16 protein-coding genes are annotated in these 18,302 nt (G+C 59.3%); 7 read left to right on the forward strand and 9 right to left on the reverse strand.

What is annotated here, in order from left to right:
- Positions 1-88 precede the first annotated feature (88 nt).
- The 3 genes from gshA to QMK55_RS14740 all read right to left on the reverse strand — a co-directional run bounded on the left by gshA (position 89) and on the right by QMK55_RS14740 (position 4,698).
- Positions 89-1,672, reverse strand: coding sequence for a glutamate--cysteine ligase (gene gshA, locus QMK55_RS14730; RefSeq protein WP_102354680.1), 1,584 nt, complete (start codon positions 1,670-1,672; stop codon positions 89-91).
- Between the two features lie 318 nt (positions 1,673-1,990).
- Positions 1,991-2,374, reverse strand: a complete 384-nt coding sequence (locus tag QMK55_RS14735; RefSeq protein ID WP_007917925.1) for a PaaI family thioesterase — start codon at positions 2,372-2,374, stop codon at positions 1,991-1,993.
- Entirely contained in the window at positions 2,374-4,698 is a 2,325-nt protein-coding gene (locus tag QMK55_RS14740) for a Tex family protein (RefSeq protein ID WP_320329442.1), read from the reverse strand. Before QMK55_RS14740 ends, QMK55_RS14735 begins: the two co-directional genes overlap by 1 nt.
- Before the next feature lie 358 nt (positions 4,699-5,056).
- Between QMK55_RS14740 and ompR the strand changes: the two genes are divergently transcribed.
- Positions 5,057-5,797 carry a two-component system response regulator OmpR gene (gene ompR / locus QMK55_RS14745; protein WP_102354677.1) on the forward strand — a complete coding sequence of 247 codons (741 nt, stop codon included), beginning with the start codon at positions 5,057-5,059 and terminating at the stop codon, positions 5,795-5,797.
- A gap of 111 nt (positions 5,798-5,908) precedes the next feature.
- Positions 5,909-7,222 (forward strand): ATP-binding protein, encoded by a 1,314-nt coding sequence (locus QMK55_RS14750; RefSeq protein WP_003220639.1) that lies wholly within the window; start codon positions 5,909-5,911, stop codon positions 7,220-7,222.
- Between the two features lie 129 nt (positions 7,223-7,351).
- Here the strand turns inward: QMK55_RS14750 and rimK are convergent, their stop codons facing one another.
- Together rimK and QMK55_RS14760 are read right to left on the reverse strand one after the other, a co-directional pair.
- Positions 7,352-8,257, reverse strand: a complete 906-nt coding sequence (gene rimK / locus QMK55_RS14755; RefSeq protein WP_007949201.1) for a 30S ribosomal protein S6--L-glutamate ligase — start codon at positions 8,255-8,257, stop codon at positions 7,352-7,354.
- Positions 8,254-8,715, reverse strand: a complete 462-nt coding sequence (locus tag QMK55_RS14760; protein WP_178082088.1) for an ATP-dependent zinc protease — start codon at positions 8,713-8,715, stop codon at positions 8,254-8,256. The genes rimK and QMK55_RS14760 overlap by 4 nt, the downstream gene beginning before the upstream one ends.
- A 235-nt stretch (positions 8,716-8,950) precedes the next feature.
- Here QMK55_RS14760 and QMK55_RS14765 point away from each other — a divergent pair, with 235 nt between their 5' ends.
- On the forward strand, positions 8,951-9,358 hold the full coding sequence (locus QMK55_RS14765; protein WP_102354675.1) for an RNA-binding S4 domain-containing protein: 408 nt from the start codon (positions 8,951-8,953) through the stop codon (positions 9,356-9,358).
- Between the two features lie 151 nt (positions 9,359-9,509).
- Here QMK55_RS14765 and QMK55_RS14770 read toward each other — a convergent pair whose 3' ends face one another.
- The gene (locus tag QMK55_RS14770; protein ID WP_320329443.1) at positions 9,510-10,310 is read right to left on the reverse strand and encodes a phosphatase PAP2 family protein; all 801 of its coding nucleotides are present in this window, start codon (positions 10,308-10,310) and stop codon (positions 9,510-9,512) included.
- 104 nt (positions 10,311-10,414) lie between these two features.
- Between QMK55_RS14770 and hslO the strand changes: the two genes are divergently transcribed.
- Together hslO and QMK55_RS14780 are read left to right on the forward strand one after the other, a co-directional pair.
- On the forward strand, positions 10,415-11,317 hold the full coding sequence (gene hslO / locus QMK55_RS14775) for an Hsp33 family molecular chaperone HslO (protein WP_102354673.1): 903 nt from the start codon (positions 10,415-10,417) through the stop codon (positions 11,315-11,317).
- A 181-nt stretch (positions 11,318-11,498) separates the two neighbouring features.
- Entirely contained in the window at positions 11,499-13,040 is a 1,542-nt protein-coding gene (locus tag QMK55_RS14780; protein WP_320329444.1) for a phosphoenolpyruvate carboxykinase, read from the forward strand.
- Positions 13,041-13,613: 573 nt separating this feature from the next.
- Here the strand turns inward: QMK55_RS14780 and QMK55_RS14785 are convergent.
- Both QMK55_RS14785 and QMK55_RS14790 read right to left on the reverse strand, forming a co-directional pair.
- Complete coding sequence (locus QMK55_RS14785) at positions 13,614-14,756, reverse strand: hypothetical protein (RefSeq protein ID WP_102354671.1); 1,143 nt, start codon at positions 14,754-14,756, stop codon at positions 13,614-13,616.
- 104 nt (positions 14,757-14,860) lie between these two features.
- Positions 14,861-15,121: a hypothetical protein gene (locus tag QMK55_RS14790; protein WP_102354670.1), complete on the reverse strand. Its 261-nt coding sequence runs from the start codon at positions 15,119-15,121 to the stop codon at positions 14,861-14,863.
- Between the two features lie 302 nt (positions 15,122-15,423).
- On the opposite strand from QMK55_RS14790, the gene QMK55_RS14795 reads away from it, so the two are divergent.
- Positions 15,424-15,927 (forward strand): polysaccharide deacetylase, encoded by a 504-nt coding sequence (locus tag QMK55_RS14795; RefSeq protein WP_102354669.1) that lies wholly within the window; start codon positions 15,424-15,426, stop codon positions 15,925-15,927.
- A gap of 6 nt (positions 15,928-15,933) precedes the next feature.
- On the opposite strand, the gene QMK55_RS14800 is transcribed toward QMK55_RS14795, so the two are convergent.
- On the reverse strand, positions 15,934-16,065 hold the full coding sequence (locus tag QMK55_RS14800) for a hypothetical protein (protein WP_256588093.1): 132 nt from the start codon (positions 16,063-16,065) through the stop codon (positions 15,934-15,936).
- A 247-nt stretch (positions 16,066-16,312) separates the two neighbouring features.
- Here QMK55_RS14800 and QMK55_RS14805 point away from each other — a divergent pair, with 247 nt between their 5' ends.
- Positions 16,313-18,247 (forward strand): ATP-dependent DNA helicase RecQ, encoded by a 1,935-nt coding sequence (locus QMK55_RS14805; RefSeq protein ID WP_102354668.1) that lies wholly within the window; start codon positions 16,313-16,315, stop codon positions 18,245-18,247.
- The last annotated feature ends 55 nt before the right edge of the window (positions 18,248-18,302 follow it).

Raw genomic sequence — 18,302 nt, forward strand, 5'->3', positions numbered from 1 at the left:
TCGACGCGGTATTTCAGGTCGGCGTACTTCGCATCAACACCGCGTTCAGTCCCCTCTCCCTCTGGGAGAGGGTTAGGGTGAGGGGCTCCTAGTTGCTGATCGCCAGAATACTCGCCTGATACGACCCGACAAACACGTCGAAATCCCCCACCTCGTTCTGCTCAAGCTCAGCCTGCGCCGCCAGCGACGAGTGCGCCAGTTCCTCAAACTTCGCCTGCTCATCCGCTGCCAACGGCTCGCTGCGGAAGAACTCGGCATGCGCCTGGCTCTGACGCAGGGAGAATTGCGCGAAGCTTTCCTTGTGTTCGGCCATCGCCGCGAGCACCTGCGCCGAAGGGGTCAGGGACGGGTCGCTGACCTTGGCCAGTTGCGCATCCAGCGCCTTGCTGTGCGCGTCGCCGCCATGGCTCTGATCGAGCAGGGCCGCCAGCGGAGCGATTTTTTCCAGCAGCTCGCCTGCCCACTCTTTGAGATCGACCGGCTGACCGTCGCGCTGCAATTGCAGGCCCGGACGGCGACCTTCCTTGACCACGCTGAGGAAGTTCGAGGTCGCGTTGCCACACGAAGTATTGGTCAGCAGCGGACTGTCGTTCAGCGCGCAGTACAGCAGGAACGCGTCGAGGAAGCGCGACTCGGTGAGGTCGATGCCCATCGGCAGGAACGGGTTGATGTCCAGGCAACGCACTTCGACGTACTGGATGCCACGGGCCATCAGCGCCTGAATAGGTCGCTCGCCGGTGTAGGTCACGCGTTTCGGGCGGATGTTGGAGTAGTACTCGTTTTCGATCTGCAGGATGTTGGTGTTGAGCTGCACCCACTCGCCATCCTTGTGCGTGCCGACTTCAACATACGGCGCGTATGGTGTGGCCACGGCTTTGCGCAGGCTGTCGGTGTAGCTCGACAGATCGTTGTAGCACGGCGTCAGGCCGGCCTGGGCGTTGCTCTGGTAACCGAGGTCGCTCATGCGCAGGCTGGTGGCGTACGGCAGGTACAGGGTGTCCGGATCCAGCTGTTCCAACTGGTGCGAACGGCCGCGCAGGAACCCTGCGTCCAGCGCCGGCGAGGCACCGAACAGGTACATCAGCAGCCAGCTGTAGCGGCGGAAGTTGCGGATCAGCGCAATGTAGGACGACGACTGGAAATCGCGGTCGGTGCCGACGAAACCCTCGGCTTCGCGCAGCAGCGGCCAGAGCTTTTCCGGCAGGGAAAAGTTGTAGTGGATTCCGGCGATGCACTGCATGGTCTTGCCGTACCGCAGGGCCAGGCCCTTGCGATAGACGTACTTGAGCTGACCGATGTTGGAGGTGCCGTAATAGGCGATCGGGATGTCTTCCTCGGCCGGCAACGGGCACGGCATCGATGGGCTCCACAGGTACTCGTCACCGAGCTTGCTGTAGGCAAAGCGATGAATCTTGTCCAGGCTCGCCAGGGTGTCAGCCGGGTCGGGCAGGGCGGGCGTGATGAACTCCAGCAGCGACTCGGAATAGTCAGTGGTGATCTGTTCGTTGGTCAGCGCGGAACCCAAGGCTTCGGGGTGCGGCGTTTGCGCCAGACGACCTTCGCTGGTCACGCGCAGGCATTCACGTTCGATACCGTGGAGGCACTGTTCGAGCAGAGAGAGGTTGGCGCGCTCGCCGAGCAGAGCCAGGCGGCGGTTGAGAAGTTCGCTCAATTTGGATTCCTTCACGCGTCAGTCGCCCCAATATGGGGGTGGGCAGGACGGTCTACAAGGGTGAAGTTGAAACTGGCGTTTTCGCCTGGTTTTTTGGGCTCACGAAGCCCCTTTCGAACCGCCGACTTCAATCCCTGAATCTGGCAGATGCACGCGAAGATTATGCGGTCCCTGTGGGAGCGGGCTTGCTCGCGAAGAGGGCATATCAGTCAACCTCAAGTCGCCTGATACACCGCCTTCGCCAGCAAGCCCGCTCCCACAGAAAAGCTCGACGCTATGATCACAGCGCCGAAATTAACTCAAATTGATGACGACAAGCTACAGGACAGCGAACGTGCCTTGCGCTTTTGCGACCAGTTTGTCGCCCTGCATCACGTCGGCCTCGACTACCAGCGTGCGGCGGCCCGGGTGGATCACCCGGGCCGTGCACAGCACCTCGCCGTCGGAGACGGCGCGGATGTAGTTGATCTTGCATTCGATGGTCGCGCTCTGCTGATCGAAGCCGTGGGTGCTGGAACAGGCCAGCCCCATGGCGATATCGACCAGACTGAACAGCGCGCCACCGTGCAACTTGCCGCCACGGTTGCGCAGTTCCGGTTCCAGCACCAGGGCGACTTGCGCCACCCCGGTTTCCAGGCTGTGCAGACGGCAGCCCAACAGCTTGAAAAACGCGCTCTCGACGAGCCCGGCCGGAATCTCCATCAGCGTTTCTTCAACTGCTTGGCGTTGGCGAACAGCGAGGCCATCGCATTGTTCACCGGCGCGGCGGTTGCGGTTTCCTTGCGTGGCGCGTTGTTCGATGGCTGGCGCTGGGCCGAGCCCGGACGCGAGCCACGGGCACCGTCGATCTTCTCGCCCGGGGTGTCTCCCATACGCATCGACAGGCCGACGCGTTTGCGCGGGATGTCGACTTCCATGACCTTCACTTTCACCACGTCACCGGCCTTCACCGCCTCACGCGGATCCTTGATGAACTTTTCCGACAGCGCCGAGATGTGCACCAGACCATCCTGGTGCACGCCGATGTCGACGAATGCGCCGAACGCGGTCACGTTGGTCACCACGCCTTCAAGGATCATCCCCAGTTGCAGGTCTTTGAGGTCTTCGACGCCTTCCTGGAACTCGGCGGTCTTGAACTCCGGACGCGGGTCGCGGCCCGGTTTTTCCAGTTCCTGGAGGATGTCGGTGACGGTTGGCAGACCGAAGGTTTCGTCGGTGAATTTCTTCGGGTCCAGACGCTTGAGGAACCCGGCATCGCCGATCAGCGAGCGAATGTCGCGGTCAGTTTCAGCGGCGATGCGCTGCACCAGCGGATAGGCTTCCGGGTGCACCGCCGAGGAGTCCAGCGGGTTATCGCCGTTCATCACGCGCAGGAAGCCTGCAGCCTGTTCGAAGGTTTTCTCGCCCAGGCGCGCGACTTTCTTCAGCGCTGCACGGGTCTTGAACGCACCGTGTTCGTCACGGTGGGCGACGATGTTTTGCGCCAGGGTTGCGTTGAGGCCAGAGATGCGTGCCAACAGCGCCACCGACGCGGTGTTCACATCGACGCCGACGGCGTTCACGCAGTCTTCAACCACAGCATCCAGACCGCGCGCCAGTTTCAGCTGCGAGACGTCGTGCTGGTACTGACCGACACCGATGGATTTCGGATCGATCTTCACCAGTTCTGCCAGAGGATCCTGCAGGCGACGAGCGATGGACACCGCGCCACGGATCGACACGTCCAGGTCCGGGAATTCCTTGGCCGCCAGTTCCGACGCCGAGTACACCGATGCGCCGGCCTCGGAAACCATGACTTTGGTCATCTTCATCGCTGGATATTTTTTGATCAGCTCGATCGCCAGTTTGTCGGTCTCGCGGCTGGCGGTGCCGTTGCCGATGGCGATCAGGTCAACCGAATGCTTGGCGCACAGGGCGGCCAGAATGGCGATGGTCTGATCCCACTTGTTGTGCGGCACGTGCGGGTAAACCGTGGCGTGATCGAGCAGCTTGCCGGTGGAATCGACCACCGCGACCTTGCAACCGGTACGCAGGCCCGGGTCGAGGCCCAGGGTTGCGCGCGGGCCGGCCGGAGCGGCCAGCAGCAGGTCGTGCAGGTTGTGGGCGAACACGTTGATCGCTTCAGTTTCGGCGCCGTCGCGCAGCTCGCCGAGCAAGTCGGTTTCCAGGTGCGTGTAGAGCTTGACCTTCCAGGTCCAGCGCACCACTTCACCGAGCCATTTGTCGGCCGGACGGTTCTGATTCTGGATGTTGAATTGCTGGCCGATCATGCCCTCGCACGGGTGCATGGTGCCCGGCAGCTCATCGCCGACTTTCAGTGCGGAGCTGAGGATGCCTTCGTTGCGGCCACGGAAAATGGCGAGCGCGCGGTGCGACGGCATGCTTTTCAGCGGTTCGTCGTGTTCGAAGTAGTCGCGGAACTTGGCGCCTTCCTCTTCCTTGCCAGCGATGACGCGGGCACTGAGGGTGGCTTCCTGTTTCAGGTAGTTACGCAGTTTTTCCAGCAGGCTGGCGTCTTCGGCGAAACGTTCCATGAGGATGTATTTGGCGCCTTCCAGCGCGGCCTTCACATCGGCCACGCCTTTTTCGGCATCAACGAAGCGTGCGGCTTCGGTTTCCGGGGTCAGGTTCGGGTCGTTGAACAGACCATCCGCGAGGTCGCCGAGCCCGGCTTCCAGGGCGATCTGGCCCTTGGTGCGGCGCTTCTGCTTGTACGGCAAGTACAAGTCTTCGAGGCGGGTCTTGGTGTCGGCGAGTTTGATGTCGCGCTCGAGGGCAGGGGTGAGTTTGCCTTGCTCTTCGATGCTGGCGAGGATGCTGATGCGCCGTTCGTCGAGTTCTCGCAGGTAGCGCAGACGCTCTTCCAGATGACGCAACTGGGTGTCATCGAGGCTGCCGGTGACTTCTTTCCGGTAACGGGCGATGAAGGGAACGGTAGAGCCTTCATCGAGTAGCGCGACGGCCGCTTCGACCTGTTGCGGGCGTACGCCGAGTTCCTCGGCGATGCGGCTGTTGATGCTGTCCATAAAACCACCTGACATATTGTGAAAGCAGGCTCGCAGGCACGGAAATAAAGGCCCGGAGTCTGGTTGAGCGGCTAGAAAATTGCCGCTGCCTGGGTCAAAAGGCACCCCATTGACCCGTGAAATCGAACAATTACTGCGCAGGCCTGGAAAAAATCGCGGCCACTTGCGGTAACGATTCAGACGTTGCCTGGCACAAAACGCCGCGCATTATAACCAGCGTTCTGTCATTCGGGGGCGATGCAGTCTGTAGGCATAAACCCCGGTTTTCTGGCAGTGAAGGAAAAATCTGCTAACAATGCACACGGTGCGTATAACGGCAGCTACGCCATAATGCGCGCCGAGCTAAAAGGAGCATCCAATGAGCAGCACTGCAAACAATGCTGAAGGCGAAAAAATTCTTATTGTTGACGACGATCCGGGGCTGAGCAGCCTGCTGGAGCGCTTCTTCGTCAGCAAGGGCTACCGCGCCCGTGCCGTACCGAACACCGAACAAATGGACCGTCTGCTGTCGCGTGAAGTGTTCAACCTGGTCGTTCTCGACCTGATGCTGCCGGGCGAAGACGGCCTGACCGCATGCCGTCGCCTGCGGGCCGCGAACAATCAGATTCCGATCATCATGCTCACCGCCAAGGGCGACGAGATGAGCCGCATCAAGGGCCTGGAACTGGGCGCCGATGACTATCTGGCCAAGCCGTTCAACCCGGACGAGTTGATGGCCCGGGTCAAGGCAGTACTGCGTCGTCAAGCCGCACCGGTGCCGGGTGCGCCGGGCAGCGAAGACGAAAACGTCACCTTCGGTGATTACGTGTTGTCGCTGGCGACCCGCGAACTGAAACGTGGCGACGAAGTGCACATGCTCACCACCGGTGAGTTTGCGGTACTCAAGGCTCTGGTGATGAACGCGCGTCAGCCGCTGACCCGCGACAAGCTGATGAACCTGGCCCGTGGCCGCGAGTGGGATGCCCTGGAGCGTTCCATCGACGTGCAGATTTCCCGTCTGCGCCGGATGATCGAACCCGATCCGTCCAAACCGCGCTACATCCAGACTGTCTGGGGCGTTGGCTACGTGTTTGTACCGGATGGCACCGCCACCAAGTGATCGGTGATTTGTAGGAGCGGGTCTGCAGGGTGGTTCAATGGCCATGCCCACAGACTCGCAATCCGCAATATGCGAGCATTGCTCGCTCCTGCAAGTGTGTAACGGTTATCGATGAAAACCCCCGTCTGGTTCCCCCAAAGTTTTTTCTCCCGCACCCTTTGGCTGGTGCTCATCGTCGTGCTGTTTTCCAAGGCGCTGACCCTGGTTTATCTGTTGATGAACGAGGACGTGCTGGTGGATCGCCAATACAGCCACGGCGTCGCCCTGACGCTGCGCGCTTATTGGGCCGCCGATGAAGAAAACCGCGCGAAGATTGCCGATGCCGCCACCCTGATCAGGGTGGTCGGCGCCGGTGTGCCGGAAGGCGAGCAGCACTGGCCGTACAGTGAAATCTATCAGCGGCAGATGCAGGCGGAGCTAGGCGCCGACACTGAAGTGCGCTTGCGCATGCACTCGCCACCGGCGTTGTGGGTGCGTGCGCCGAGCCTTGGCGATGGCTGGCTGAAAGTGCCGCTGTACCCGCATCCGTTGCGCGGGCAGAAAATCTGGAACGTGCTCGGCTGGTTCCTCGCCATCGGCTTGCTGTCGACCGCCTCGGCATGGATTTTCGTCAGTCAGCTCAACCAGCCGTTGAAGCGTCTGGTGTACGCCGCCCGACAACTCGGTCAGGGCCGCAGCGTGCGTCTGCCGATCAGCGACACGCCGAGCGAGATGACCGAGGTGTATCGCGCCTTCAACCAGATGGCCGAAGACGTCGAACAGGCCGGTCGCGAGCGCGAGCTGATGCTGGCGGGCGTGTCCCATGACTTGCGCACGCCACTGACCCGCTTGCGTCTGTCGCTGGAGTTGATGGGTGATCGCAATGACCTGACCGACGACATGGTGCGCGACATCGAAGACATGGACGCGATTCTCGACCAGTTCCTCGCGTTCATTCGTGACGGTCGCGACGAGTCGGTGGAAGAGGTGGACCTGAGCGATCTGGTGCGTGAGGTGGCAGCGCCTTACAACCAGAATGAAGAGAAAGTGCGCCTGCGTCTGGAGCCGATTCAGCCGTTTCCGCTGCGTCGAGTATCGATGAAGCGTTTGCTCAATAACCTGATCGGCAACGCCTTGAATCATGCCGGTAGTGGTGTTGAGGTTGCGGCCTATGTGTCGGGTGACACCAGCGCGCCGTATGTGGTGCTGAGTGTGATGGACCGTGGCGCGGGGATCGATCCGTCGGAGCTTGAGGCGATCTTCAACCCGTTCACCCGTGGCGATCGTGCGCGGGGCGGCAAGGGCACAGGTTTAGGGTTGGCGATCGTGAAGCGGATTGCTTCTATGCATGGCGGCAATGTTGAACTGCGCAACCGCTCCGGCGGCGGATTGGAAGCGCGGGTAAGGTTGCCGCTTGGGTTGATGCTTCCGCGAGATGCGGTTTAACAGCTGAAATTTTCGCTGAGGCTGATGGCCCCTTCGCGAGCAAGCCCGCTCCCACAGTTGGAATGCATTGCCCTGTGGGAGCGGGCTTGCTCGCGAAGGCGGCCTCCCTGCCGCCACATCTCTAACGGATTAACCCTTACCCTTGGTCCGGGTCATATTCGGCCCGCCATTCTTCTCAAGGTGCTCGATGATGATCCCCGCCACGTTCTTGCCGGTGGTGGTCTCGATCCCTTCCAGGCCCGGCGACGAGTTCACTTCCATTACCAGCGGCCCGTGGTTGGAACGCAGGATATCCACACCTGCCACCGCCAGGCCCATGACCTTGGCCGCACGCAAAGCCGTCATGCGTTCTTCCGGGGTGATCTTGATCAGGCTGGCGCTGCCGCCGCGATGCAGGTTGGAGCGGAACTCACCGGGTTTGGCCTGACGCTTCATTGCCGCGATCACTTTGTCGCCGACCACGAAGCAGCGGATGTCCGCACCGCCGGCCTCCTTGATGTATTCCTGGACCATGATGTTCTGCTTCAGGCCCATGAAGGCCTCGATCACCGACTCCGCCGCCGTCGCGGTTTCGCACAGCACCACACCGATGCCCTGAGTGCCTTCGAGCACCTTGATCACCAGCGGCGCGCCGTTGACCATGTCGATCAGGTCGGGAATGTCGTCCGGCGAGTGCGCAAATCCCGTCACCGGCAGGCCGATGCCGCGACGCGACAGCAGTTGCAGCGAACGCAGCTTGTCTCGCGAACGGGCGATGGCCACCGATTCGTTGAGCGGAAACACCCCCATCATTTCGAACTGGCGCAACACGGCGCAACCGTAGAACGTCACCGACGCGCCGATCCGCGGGATCACCGCATCGAAGCCTTCCAGTGGCTTGCCGCGGTAGTGGATCTGCGGCTTGTGGCTGGCGATGTTCATGTAGGCGCGCAAGGTGTCGATCACTACCATTTCATGCCCGCGTTCGGTGCCGGCTTCGACCAGACGACGGGTGGAATACAGACGCGGATTCCGCGACAGCACAGCGATCTTCATGCAACACCTGTGGAGGAGGTAGATACCGGGAACACCGGCTTGTCTTGTACATATTTGATGCCCGGATTGACGACCAGTTGGCCATCGATCAGGGCTTTGGAACCGAGCAACAGGCGATAGCGCATGGACTTGCGGCAGGCGAGGGTGAACTCGACCGCCCACACCCGATCACCGAGGGCCAGGGTGGTGCTGATCACGTAGCGCACCTGAGCCTGGCCGTTGGAGCTTTTAATGGTCTTGCGCGTGACCAGCGGTGCTTCGCAGCGCCGGTGACGCAACTGCACCACCGTGCCCAGGTGCGCGGTGAAGCGCACCCACTTCTCGCCGTTGCGTTCGAACGGCTCGATGTCGGTGGCGTGCAGGCTGGAGGTGCTGGCGCCGGTGTCGATTTTTGCCCGCAGGCCGGCGACTCCCAGATCCGGGAGCGCCACCCATTCGCGCAGACCGACAACGGTCAAATGGTCAAATGTCTTCAAAAAAGTGCTCAACCGTGACAACCGCTCAGCCCGCACGGGGCCGGATTCGCGGTATTCACGCAGAATAATGGTTAAAAGGCGACAGATATCTACGGCCCGGATCGCCGACGCCTCAAGCAGGTGTCGGGTGGTGCGCATTGTAATCCGGGATGGTGCAATTCATGGCACGACAGAAACGGTAGTACAGTTCATCAATATTTCAGAATGAGGAAATTCCATGGCACAAAAAAGCGAAGAGGACGACAAGGTCCGTCTCGACAAGTGGTTGTGGGCGGCGCGTTTTTATAAAACCCGGGCCTTGGCCAAAACCGCGATCGAGAGTGGCAAGGTGCATTGCCGAGGGGAGCGCTGCAAGCCTGGCAAAGAGCCACGCATCGGCGACGAATTCGAGATTCGCACCGGGTTTGAAGTGCGCACGGTGAAGGTTGAAGCCTTGTCGATCGTGCGTCGCGGCGCACCCGAGGCGCAGACGCTGTATACCGAGACCGAGGCCAGTGTTGCCAAGCGTGAAGCGGCTGCGGCGATGCGCAAGGCCGGGGCGTTGGGTGTTAGCACCGACGGCAAGCCGAGCAAGAAGCAGCGGCGGGATCTGTTTAAATTTCGTGGGAACAGCAACAGCGAGTAAGGCTGTTGTTTCTGCGCTGTCTATGCTGGCCTCTTCGCGAGCAAGCCCGCTCCCACAGTAGATCCGGTTCCTTCAGCAGGAAAACGGTCAATGGCGGGAGCGGGCTTGCTCGCGAATCGAGTGCGCAGGACTCATCGGGGGCAACGTGGTGTCAGGCGCTACGCACCACACTCATCCGCGAAACCACCGGCAGCTTGTCCAGCAGCGCAAAGATCGGTGCCGTCACCTTCAGCCAGAAATTGGCGGCGTGACAGGCAAACGGCGTGTAGTAACCCCAGCCCAACGCCCACACCCCCAGCAGCATGCCGCCGATGTAATCGTCCTGACCCCAATGCGCGCCGGCCACCAGACGCGGTAGCATGAACAACAGCGCCAGGCCCCAGACAGTGAGGAACTGGCCGACTGTGCGGCTGAACACACCCATGAACAGCGCCCAGATCAGTAGCACCGAAGCATGGTCACCGGGGAAGCTCTGGCTCGAGCGATCCTTCAGCTCCCAGGCTTGTTCCAGCTGTGGAAAGTAGTCACTGAGGTGCACTGCGCCTTCAAGTACCATCGACGGGCTGCTGTGCTGCCAGTCCATGTGGTCGGCGAATTTGGAAAACAGTGCGCGGATGATCACCATCAGCAGCAGAATCGAGAAAAAACCGAAGAACGCGCGGCGTACGTCAATTGCCTTGAACACCCAGTCGCCCTTGATCAGCAGCGTCAGCAGGATCAGCCCGACGACGATGTCGAACGGACGCAGACTTGCAATTGCCCAGATGTGGAGCCATATGGGGTTGCTGGCCAGTGGTGCATTGAGTGAGCGGAACAGCCACTCGTCGAAAATCACACACAGCATCTGACCCGTAGGCCATAACCAGAAAGCCAGTAGCGCCAATGGCACTACGTTACACAGAACCAGCCGGCCGAGGTTCCACCTTGATTGGAACAAACCCGGATTGTTCATAAAATGCCTCCCGTGGCTGAACATTTCGCACCAAATGGGTGCGAAGAAGCGCGGGATTTTCATCTTTCGTAACCATTTTGTCATCAATTCAGATACCCAGACCTATGACCGATCTCCCGGATACCGACTACACCCAACGCTTCATCTTCGATGACAGCGACACTCGCGGCGAACTGGTTGCGCTGGAACGCAGCTACGCCGAAGTCCTCGCCAAGCACCCGTACCCGGAGCCGGTCGCGCAATTGCTGGGCGAACTGATGGCGGCCGCCTCGTTGCTGGTGGGCACCCTGAAATTCGACGGCTTGCTGATTTTGCAGGCGCGCTCCGAAGGGCCGATTCCGCTGTTGATGATCGAGTGCTCCAGTGAGCGCGAGATCCGTGGTCTGGCGCGTTATAACGCCGAGCAGATCGCCGCAGATGCCACCCTTGCCGACCTGATGCCGGGCGGTGATCTGACCCTGACTGTCGACCCGACGATCGGCCAGCGTTATCAGGGCATCGTCGACCTTGATGGCGAAACCTTGTCGGAATGCTTCACCAATTATTTCGTCATGTCGCAACAGGTCGGCACGCGCTTCAAACTGTTCGCCGACGGTCGTCGTGCTCGTGGAATGCTGCTGCAACAACTGCCGGCCGACCGTCTGAAAGACGAAGAAGAGCGCGCCGACAGCTGGCAGCACATTACCGCGCTGGCCAGCACCCTGACCGCTGATGAACTGTTGAGCCTGGACAACGAAACCGTCCTGCATCGCCTCTACCATGAAGAGCAAGTGCGCCTGTTTGATGTGCAGAACCTGCGCTTCCGTTGCAGCTGTTCGCGGGAACGCTCGGGCAATGCGCTGGTCAGTCTGGGTCTGGAAGATGCACAGGCGCTGGTGGTCGAACGCGGTGGCGAAGTCGAGATCGATTGCCAGTTCTGCAACCAGCGATACCTGTTCGATGCAGCCGATATTGCTCAATTGTTCGCTGGCGCGGGCGTCGACACGCCGTCAGATACCCGGCACTAAAACGGTTCAGCGCAGGTAAATTCACTGCGTAACGACGGAATTTCGCCGTTACGACGGGAGGACCCTACTCTTTTTGGGCTTTTCTGGCATAATCCGGCCCACTTTTTTCGCGGTAGTAGTGCACGACTTTCTACTACAAAACGTTTGGAGCACACTCGGCCACTGGCCGACGGGGAACCTCATGACGCAAGCCAATAACGCCGTGTACACCGATCTGAGTGTTGATGATCTGGTAAAAGAAGCCCTGAACCGCGGTGAGGGCGAGCTTGCCGATACCGGCGCTCTGGTTGTTCGCACTGGTCACCGCACCGGTCGTTCGCCTGTTGACCGTTTCATCGTTGAAGAGCCTTCCACCCAGGCCGCTATCGCCTGGGGCCCGATCAACCGCAAGTTCCCGGCCGAAAAGTTCGACGCGCTGTGGGCTCGTGTCGAGGCGTTCAACAACGCGCAAGAGCACTTTGTTTCCCACGTGCATGTAGGTGCGGCTGAAGATCACTACCTGGCCGTGAAAATGACCACCCAGACTGCCTGGCAGAACCTGTTCGGTCGTTGCCTGTTTATCAACCCGGCCCAGTACAACCCGGCTGGCCGTGAAGAGTGGCAAGTACTCAACGTTGCCAACTTCGAGTGCGTGCCTGAGCGTGACGGCACCAACTCCGACGGTTGCGTGATCCTCAACTTCGCCCAGAAGAAAGTGCTGATCGCCGGCATGCGTTACGCCGGTGAAATGAAGAAAGCCATGTTCTCCGTGCAGAACTTCCTGCTGCCGGCCGCTGACGTGCTGCCTATGCACTGCGCTGCCAACATCGGCGAAGAAGGCGACGTGACCCTGTTCTTCGGTCTGTCGGGCACCGGTAAAACCACCCTGTCGGCCGATGAAAGCCGTTACCTGATCGGTGACGACGAACACGGCTGGGGCGAAGGCGTGGTGTTCAACATCGAAGGCGGTTGCTATGCCAAGTGCATCGACCTGTCCGAGAAGAACGAGCCGGTCATCTGGAAAGCCATCAAGCACGGCGCAGTACTGGAAAACGTCGTCATCGATGACGCCAAGCACGCCGACTACGCCGATGTCAGCCTGACCCAGAACAGCCGCGCCGCGTATCCGCTGGAGCACGTTGCCAAGCGTTCCGAGCACAACCTCGGTGGCGAGCCAAACGCGGTGATCTTCCTGACCTGCGACCTGACCGGCGTACTGCCGCCAGTGTCGATCCTCAACGAAGAACAAGCGGCCTACCACTTCCTGTCCGGCTACACCGCACTGGTGGGCTCGACTGAAATGGGTTCGGGCAGCGGCATCAAGTCGACCTTCTCCACCTGCTTCGGCGCACCGTTCTTCCCGCGCCCGGCTGGCGAATACGCAGAGCTGCTGATCAAGCGCATCCGCGGTTTCGGTTCCAAGGTTTACCTGGTCAACACCGGCTGGACCGGCGGCGGCTACGGCGTCGGCAAACGCTTCAACATCCCGACCACCCGCGCAGTGATCGCAGCGATCCAGAGCGGCGCACTGATCGGCGCAGCCACCGAACACCTCGACACCATCAACCTCGACGTGCCCCTGGCCGTACCGGGCGTTGAAACCAACCTGCTCAACCCACGCAACACCTGGGCTGACAAGGCTGCGTACGACGAGGCCGCGAAAGCACTGGCCGGTCTGTTCATCGAGAACTTCAAGAAGTTCGAAGTGAGCGACGCGATCAAGGCTGCGGGTCCGAAGTTGTAAGATCGGTTTGTAGCGCATGAAAAAGCCGCCTCTTGGGGCGGCTTTTTTGTGGGGGCTGGTTTAGCTGTCGTTATCGGCTTAACTGCCATTATTCCCGCAGAATTTGGGGTAAACGGCCAGAATAGTGCCACTTAAGAGCCAGAAGCTTCCAGAATCTACTTCGTCTTTATGGCCATTGCCGTTTGGTATGCACCACTCGCAAAATCTCTACAAAATCTTTGTCAATTTTATAGATCCTCAATTGCTTCTAAGTGAAGCCACCGCATCGTGACCAAGCGACAGGAGGCGACTGTGTCCGGGTTGGTCAACCGGTGAGGATCGTGCACATACCCGGCACACCCGAAGGTGTCCCAAACACAGTCACCATAAACTGCAGGCAATTGAGTGCCCGCAGCATACAGCGCATGCGTATACACGATCTAATCGGGTGACCAAGCCCGAGCCGCTGATTTGGCAGCGACAGTCACGACTATAGGTTCACGCCCTCAAGCCTCGATAGGCGACAAAGATTCTGATCCTGTAGGAACCGGACGAAGATTTTGCCGGACGTCGCTATCGTTCGATCAACACTTTTCAACGTAAATGCGCATACGCCGAAATATCCAGCACACTGGTCGCCAGCCCGGTTGCTGGCGTGTAAATCGCGCCTTTGACGGTCGAGAACGGAACGCCTTTGCTGCCCAGCGAAACGTAGCGCTCACCCTTGTCCAGTTCGGTGAAGTAGGTGTAGGAAAGGTTGTGCATCAGTTTGTATTTCGCTTCGTCGCGAACGACGTTGGCGGTGAGCGTTTTCAGGTCGGCGTCGCTGAGGTTAAGCGTTTTCGTCAGAGATACGCCCCAACGCTTGAGACATGTTTCGGCGAAATGCCGGACGATACGGCCAGGATCGACGAGCGCCTTCAAATCGCTGCTGTTGGTCGGCACGCCGCCACCGGCGGTGGCGTTGCCGGCCAGGGTGGCGTGGCGGCCGGCCATCGGATAGACAGAGGTTTTGGTCCCCGTGGCGGTTTGCGGGATCACGCAGCTGAAGCCTTTGGAGCGCTCGTCGCGGGCGTAGAAAGCGACGTATTCCTTGACGTTGGTGGCCAGTTTGACCCGCTCATCTTGAAAATTGCTGATTCCGGGGACTGGATCAATTGCAAAAATGTTCACCGGGATATTTTTCAGTGCGCTGTCCTTGAACATTGCATTGGCCAACATATGGCAACTAATACCGCCGCGGCTCCAGCCGACCAGATTAACTTTGGTCGGGATGACGTTGTCTTTACGAAAGGTCTTTATGATTTGTTCCTGTAATTTTTGCTGGGTAACACTACGATCGCCGTAGTTGTATTTACGCCAGAACCAGGAGCCTTCGACCTTTACATCTTCAATAGGAATACCGGCAGCCTTCAGGCGGTTGTATTCCGCTTCGGTCAGTTGCTGGCGCTGCCAGTCGCATTTGCCTTTGATGATGTTCATGGCGTGCTGGACGTTTTCTTCCCAACCCTTGCCAAACAAGGTGCCGCTCAAATCGTATTCCTTGGTTTCGGTAAACAGGTCATCGGCTTGCAGGTTGCCACTGCCGGGGCCGTCGACCACGATCCACTCCGCGAACTCGCGGCCGGTATGATGCGAGGCCAAGGTCGAAACGATTTCACCGTCCCAGAAGTTTGCATGGTTAGTATCAAATTTGTTGGAGCCAGTGCCACAAAAAAAGATGGTTAAAACTGTCATGGTGTTGCCCTTGGTTGATGTAAGAGCAACAACTTAGTGTTGATAAGATGAATAAATAAAGCGATGTGTTGTTTCCGGGTTTGTAGTGTTGAAGTTGGTTTTGCTCAGGAAGGCGTTTGCTTGGCAACTTCAAGCAGGTCGCAGCCATCCTTAATCAATAAATAAAGTGCGTTGACGATGTTCGGTATATCTTTTACGTCAGATTGTTTGAAACACAAACAATAGAGCGTTTCCAGCAAATCGCTGGCGGCGCGCAGACGCTGGTCGGCAGCATCGAGCAGGTCGCTGTGGCTGGCGTGAGTGTCGATGACCAATACAGGGTTTTCGCTGTAGCAAGTCTTGAGCGGGCGATAGCGGATGATCATGGTGAGGCGGGTCCTTTGCAAAGACGCTCGTTCGGGCCGATAGGGTATTTCAGCCGCGCCGGCCACTATAGAAGGGCGTTACGCAGCCGAACAAGACCGCCGAAGTGGATAGAATTCGTAGGGGGTTTTCCGTGGTACGGGCATTTGCCCTACGCGTATTCATGGGTTTTTTCAGGCAAAACCCCTAGGTGAAAAATTTCCTACGGGTTTGTCAGGCGCTTCGCAGTAAACCTCTGTATGGTGCGCGCCAGAATCTGTAGGGCGTTTCCAAACGTCCGATACGCGCTTAAAGGGAATTGAGTATGCAGTGGCTACGAATGGCCTTGATTTTGTTGCTGTGGGTCAGTGGTTGTCGGTTGGTTATCGCCTCCGAGGGTGTAAATGCGCTGGTACGTGCCGATCTGGACCGAACCGGTTGGCCCGATGCCCTTACCAGCCAGGCGAGTATCGACACCGCGTCTCGTGCTGAAGTACTGATGTTCGGCAAGGTTCTTCTGGCCAGTGAGGCCCTGGACGAATCGAAGCTGAAGCAACGGCTTGGCGTTGCACAATTGCAGCTCAAGTCGATCAGACAAGTGCGCAATGGCTTGTGGGATCGTCTTCTCAACACCTATCGGCAGGCCAGTGTGAGTTGCGATGAGCAAATGTTTTGTCCACGGGTTCGCAGTGTTGTCGAGTTGCGTCAGTTGGCAGCGGCGTTCACCGGTGACGTCAGCCCTGCCCATGCACTGTGGGCGGCCAGGAGTCAGAGCGTGCATGCGCGGGAACTTGACGAGCAATTGCGAGTGGCGGTGTTGGTGCCCTGAGTGGGGCTATGCACTCGGGCCTGGATGCGCTGGCGCGAGGGTCGCGAGCAGTGGCAGGTCATCGGGAATCTGCATGCAGCCGCCCAGCACCAGGGCGCTGATAAGAAGGGCTACGGTTAACTTCAATGTGTGCGGCATGTTGATTCCTTGGTGAGATCCCGCGCGCACCAGCCGTCCTGGCGTGATGCGGTTAACGCAGGGAAAGGAGGCACGTTAGCGTCCTGCCGGCGTACTCGGCGATAAACAAATCGTGTCGGTTGTTTGCTCTGATTGCAGAGCGATCGGGCTGTATCATCCCGTATTGAATTGACCCCGGCCTTTTCTCGACTCGCTGCGATCGCCCGCTAGGCTGTTGGCATCACAGCGGTCAACGGAGTGACAGCGCATGCACAACACCCTGGAACAGGTTTTCGGTTATCCACAGTTTCGACCTGGGCAGGAGGCGGCGATCAGCGCTGTGCTGGCCGGGCGCTCGGCAGCGGCGATTTTTCCCACCGGTTCCGGCAAGTCGCTTTGCTATCAGGTGCCGGCGCTGTTGCTGCCGCATCTGACCCTGGTGGTCTCGCCGTTACTGGCGCTGATGCAGGACCAACTGACGTTCCTCAAACGTCACGGTATCAGTGCCGGCAGCATCGATTCGGCACAAAGCCGGGATGACGCCAATGATGTGATGGCTCGCGCCCGTTCGGGTGAATTGAAGATTCTGATGATCTCGGTGGAGCGCCTGAAGAACGAGCGCTTCCGCAACTTTTTGCAGCAGGTGCCGATCTCGCTGCTGGTGGTCGACGAGGCGCATTGCATCTCGGAGTGGGGCCACAACTTCCGCCCCGACTATCTGAAACTGCCGGACTACCAGCGCCAGTTCAATATCCCGCAAACCCTGCTGCTGACGGCCACGGCGACGCCGAAAGTGATTGCCGACATGCAGGCCAAATTTGCCATCGCTGAAGCCGATGTGGTGACCACCGGTTTCTACCGGCCCAACCTCAATCTGCTGGTGGAACCGGTGCGCGGTCAGGACAAGCGCCGACGCCTGGTGCAATGGATGAGTGAGCGCGCGGGGCAGCCGAGCATCGTCTACGTCACCTTGCAAAAAACCGCCGAGCACATCGCCGAGCATCTTGGGCGCAACGGCATTCAAGCCGAGGCGTATCACGCCGGATTACCGCACGATCAACGCGAGGGCATACAGAAGCGCTTCATGGCCGGGCAATCCAATTGCATCGTCGCAACCATTGCTTTCGGCATGGGCATCGACAAGAGCGACATCCGCAACGTGGTGCATTTCGACCTGCCCAAATCCATCGAAAACTACAGTCAGGAAATCGGTCGTGCCGGCCGTGACGGACAGCCCTCGGACTGTCTGGTACTGGCCAATCGTGACAGCCTCAACGTGCTGGAAAACTTCGTTTACGGCGACACCCCGGAGCGCGAAGGGATTCGTGGTGTGCTGGAGGAAATGCAGGCTGCTGCGCCAGAAGGACAGTGGGAGTTTCTGCTTGGGCCGCTGGCCGATCAAAGCAACATTCGCTCGTTGCCGCTCAAGACACTGCTGGTGCAACTGGAGCTGCGAGGCCTGATCGCGCCGCGCTATGCGTATTACGCCGAGTACCGTTTCAAATACCTGCTGGAACCGGATGCGTTGCTTGAGCGTTTCGAAGGTGAGCGCAGGAATTTTGTCGCGGCGATCATCCAGACCTCCAGCCGCGCACGCACCTGGGCCACGGTGAATTTCGAAGCGATGTACACGCAGTATTCGGCTGAGCGCAATCGGGTGGTGACGGCGCTGGATTACTTTCAGGAGAAAGGCTGGGTCGAGCTTGAGAGCAAGCAGATGACCGAGGTCTACAACGTGCTGCACAGTGACTTCGACAGCGCGGTGTTGAGCGCTGAGTTACACGAGTATTTCACGGGGCATGAGCAGACTGAAATCGCCCGGATTCACGCGATGCTCGAGCTGTTTGCCACCGAGCGCTGCCTGGGTTATCGCCTGGCCGAGTACTTCGGCGACCACAACGCGCCCGAGCAGTGCGGGCACTGTTCGGTGTGTCATGGGGAGATTGCGCGTCTGCCGCCTCCACCGGAATTGCCGGCGCTTGTGGATAAGAATTTCGCATCGCTGTGCGGTGATTTTATCCACAGACACGAACAGCACACTGGTAGTGCGCCGACGGCAGAGCGGCTGACGCGGTTTCTGTGCGGGATCAGTGTGCCGCTGTTCACCAGGCTCAAGGCGCGGACGATTTCCGGGTATGCGGCGTTGGAAGAGTATCCGTACGCCGAAGTCCGCAGCTGGGCTGACAGTCATTTGCCCGGATGAACGCTGACCCTCGGCCTGCATCCATGCGCTGAATGTCGCTCATCACGGTAATAAA

Source organism: Pseudomonas sp. P8_229 (genome assembly GCF_034008635.1).
In the GTDB taxonomy this organism is placed as follows: domain Bacteria; phylum Pseudomonadota; class Gammaproteobacteria; order Pseudomonadales; family Pseudomonadaceae; genus Aquipseudomonas.

Bases quoted from the DNA above. Each gene is read 5' to 3' on its own strand.
- QMK55_RS14780 (WP_320329444.1), top strand. From the start codon at position 11,499: ATGACGCAAGCCAATAACGCCGTGTACACCGATCTGAGTGTTGATGAT.
- QMK55_RS14740 (WP_320329442.1), bottom strand. From the start codon at position 4,698: ATGGACAGCATCAACAGCCGCATCGCCGAGGAACTCGGCGTACGCCCG.
- QMK55_RS14750 (WP_003220639.1), top strand. From the start codon at position 5,909: ATGAAAACCCCCGTCTGGTTCCCCCAAAGTTTTTTCTCCCGCACCCTT.
- hslO (WP_102354673.1), top strand. From the start codon at position 10,415: ATGACCGATCTCCCGGATACCGACTACACCCAACGCTTCATCTTCGAT.
- QMK55_RS14805 (WP_102354668.1), top strand. From the start codon at position 16,313: ATGCACAACACCCTGGAACAGGTTTTCGGTTATCCACAGTTTCGACCT.
- QMK55_RS14800 (WP_256588093.1), bottom strand. From the start codon at position 16,065: ATGCCGCACACATTGAAGTTAACCGTAGCCCTTCTTATCAGCGCCCTG.
- QMK55_RS14795 (WP_102354669.1), top strand. From the start codon at position 15,424: ATGCAGTGGCTACGAATGGCCTTGATTTTGTTGCTGTGGGTCAGTGGT.
- ompR (WP_102354677.1), top strand. From the start codon at position 5,057: ATGAGCAGCACTGCAAACAATGCTGAAGGCGAAAAAATTCTTATTGTT.
- rimK (WP_007949201.1), bottom strand. From the start codon at position 8,257: ATGAAGATCGCTGTGCTGTCGCGGAATCCGCGTCTGTATTCCACCCGT.
- QMK55_RS14785 (WP_102354671.1), bottom strand. From the start codon at position 14,756: ATGACAGTTTTAACCATCTTTTTTTGTGGCACTGGCTCCAACAAATTT.
- QMK55_RS14735 (WP_007917925.1), bottom strand. From the start codon at position 2,374: ATGGAGATTCCGGCCGGGCTCGTCGAGAGCGCGTTTTTCAAGCTGTTG.
- QMK55_RS14790 (WP_102354670.1), bottom strand. From the start codon at position 15,121: ATGATCATCCGCTATCGCCCGCTCAAGACTTGCTACAGCGAAAACCCT.
- QMK55_RS14765 (WP_102354675.1), top strand. From the start codon at position 8,951: ATGGCACAAAAAAGCGAAGAGGACGACAAGGTCCGTCTCGACAAGTGG.
- QMK55_RS14770 (WP_320329443.1), bottom strand. From the start codon at position 10,310: ATGAACAATCCGGGTTTGTTCCAATCAAGGTGGAACCTCGGCCGGCTG.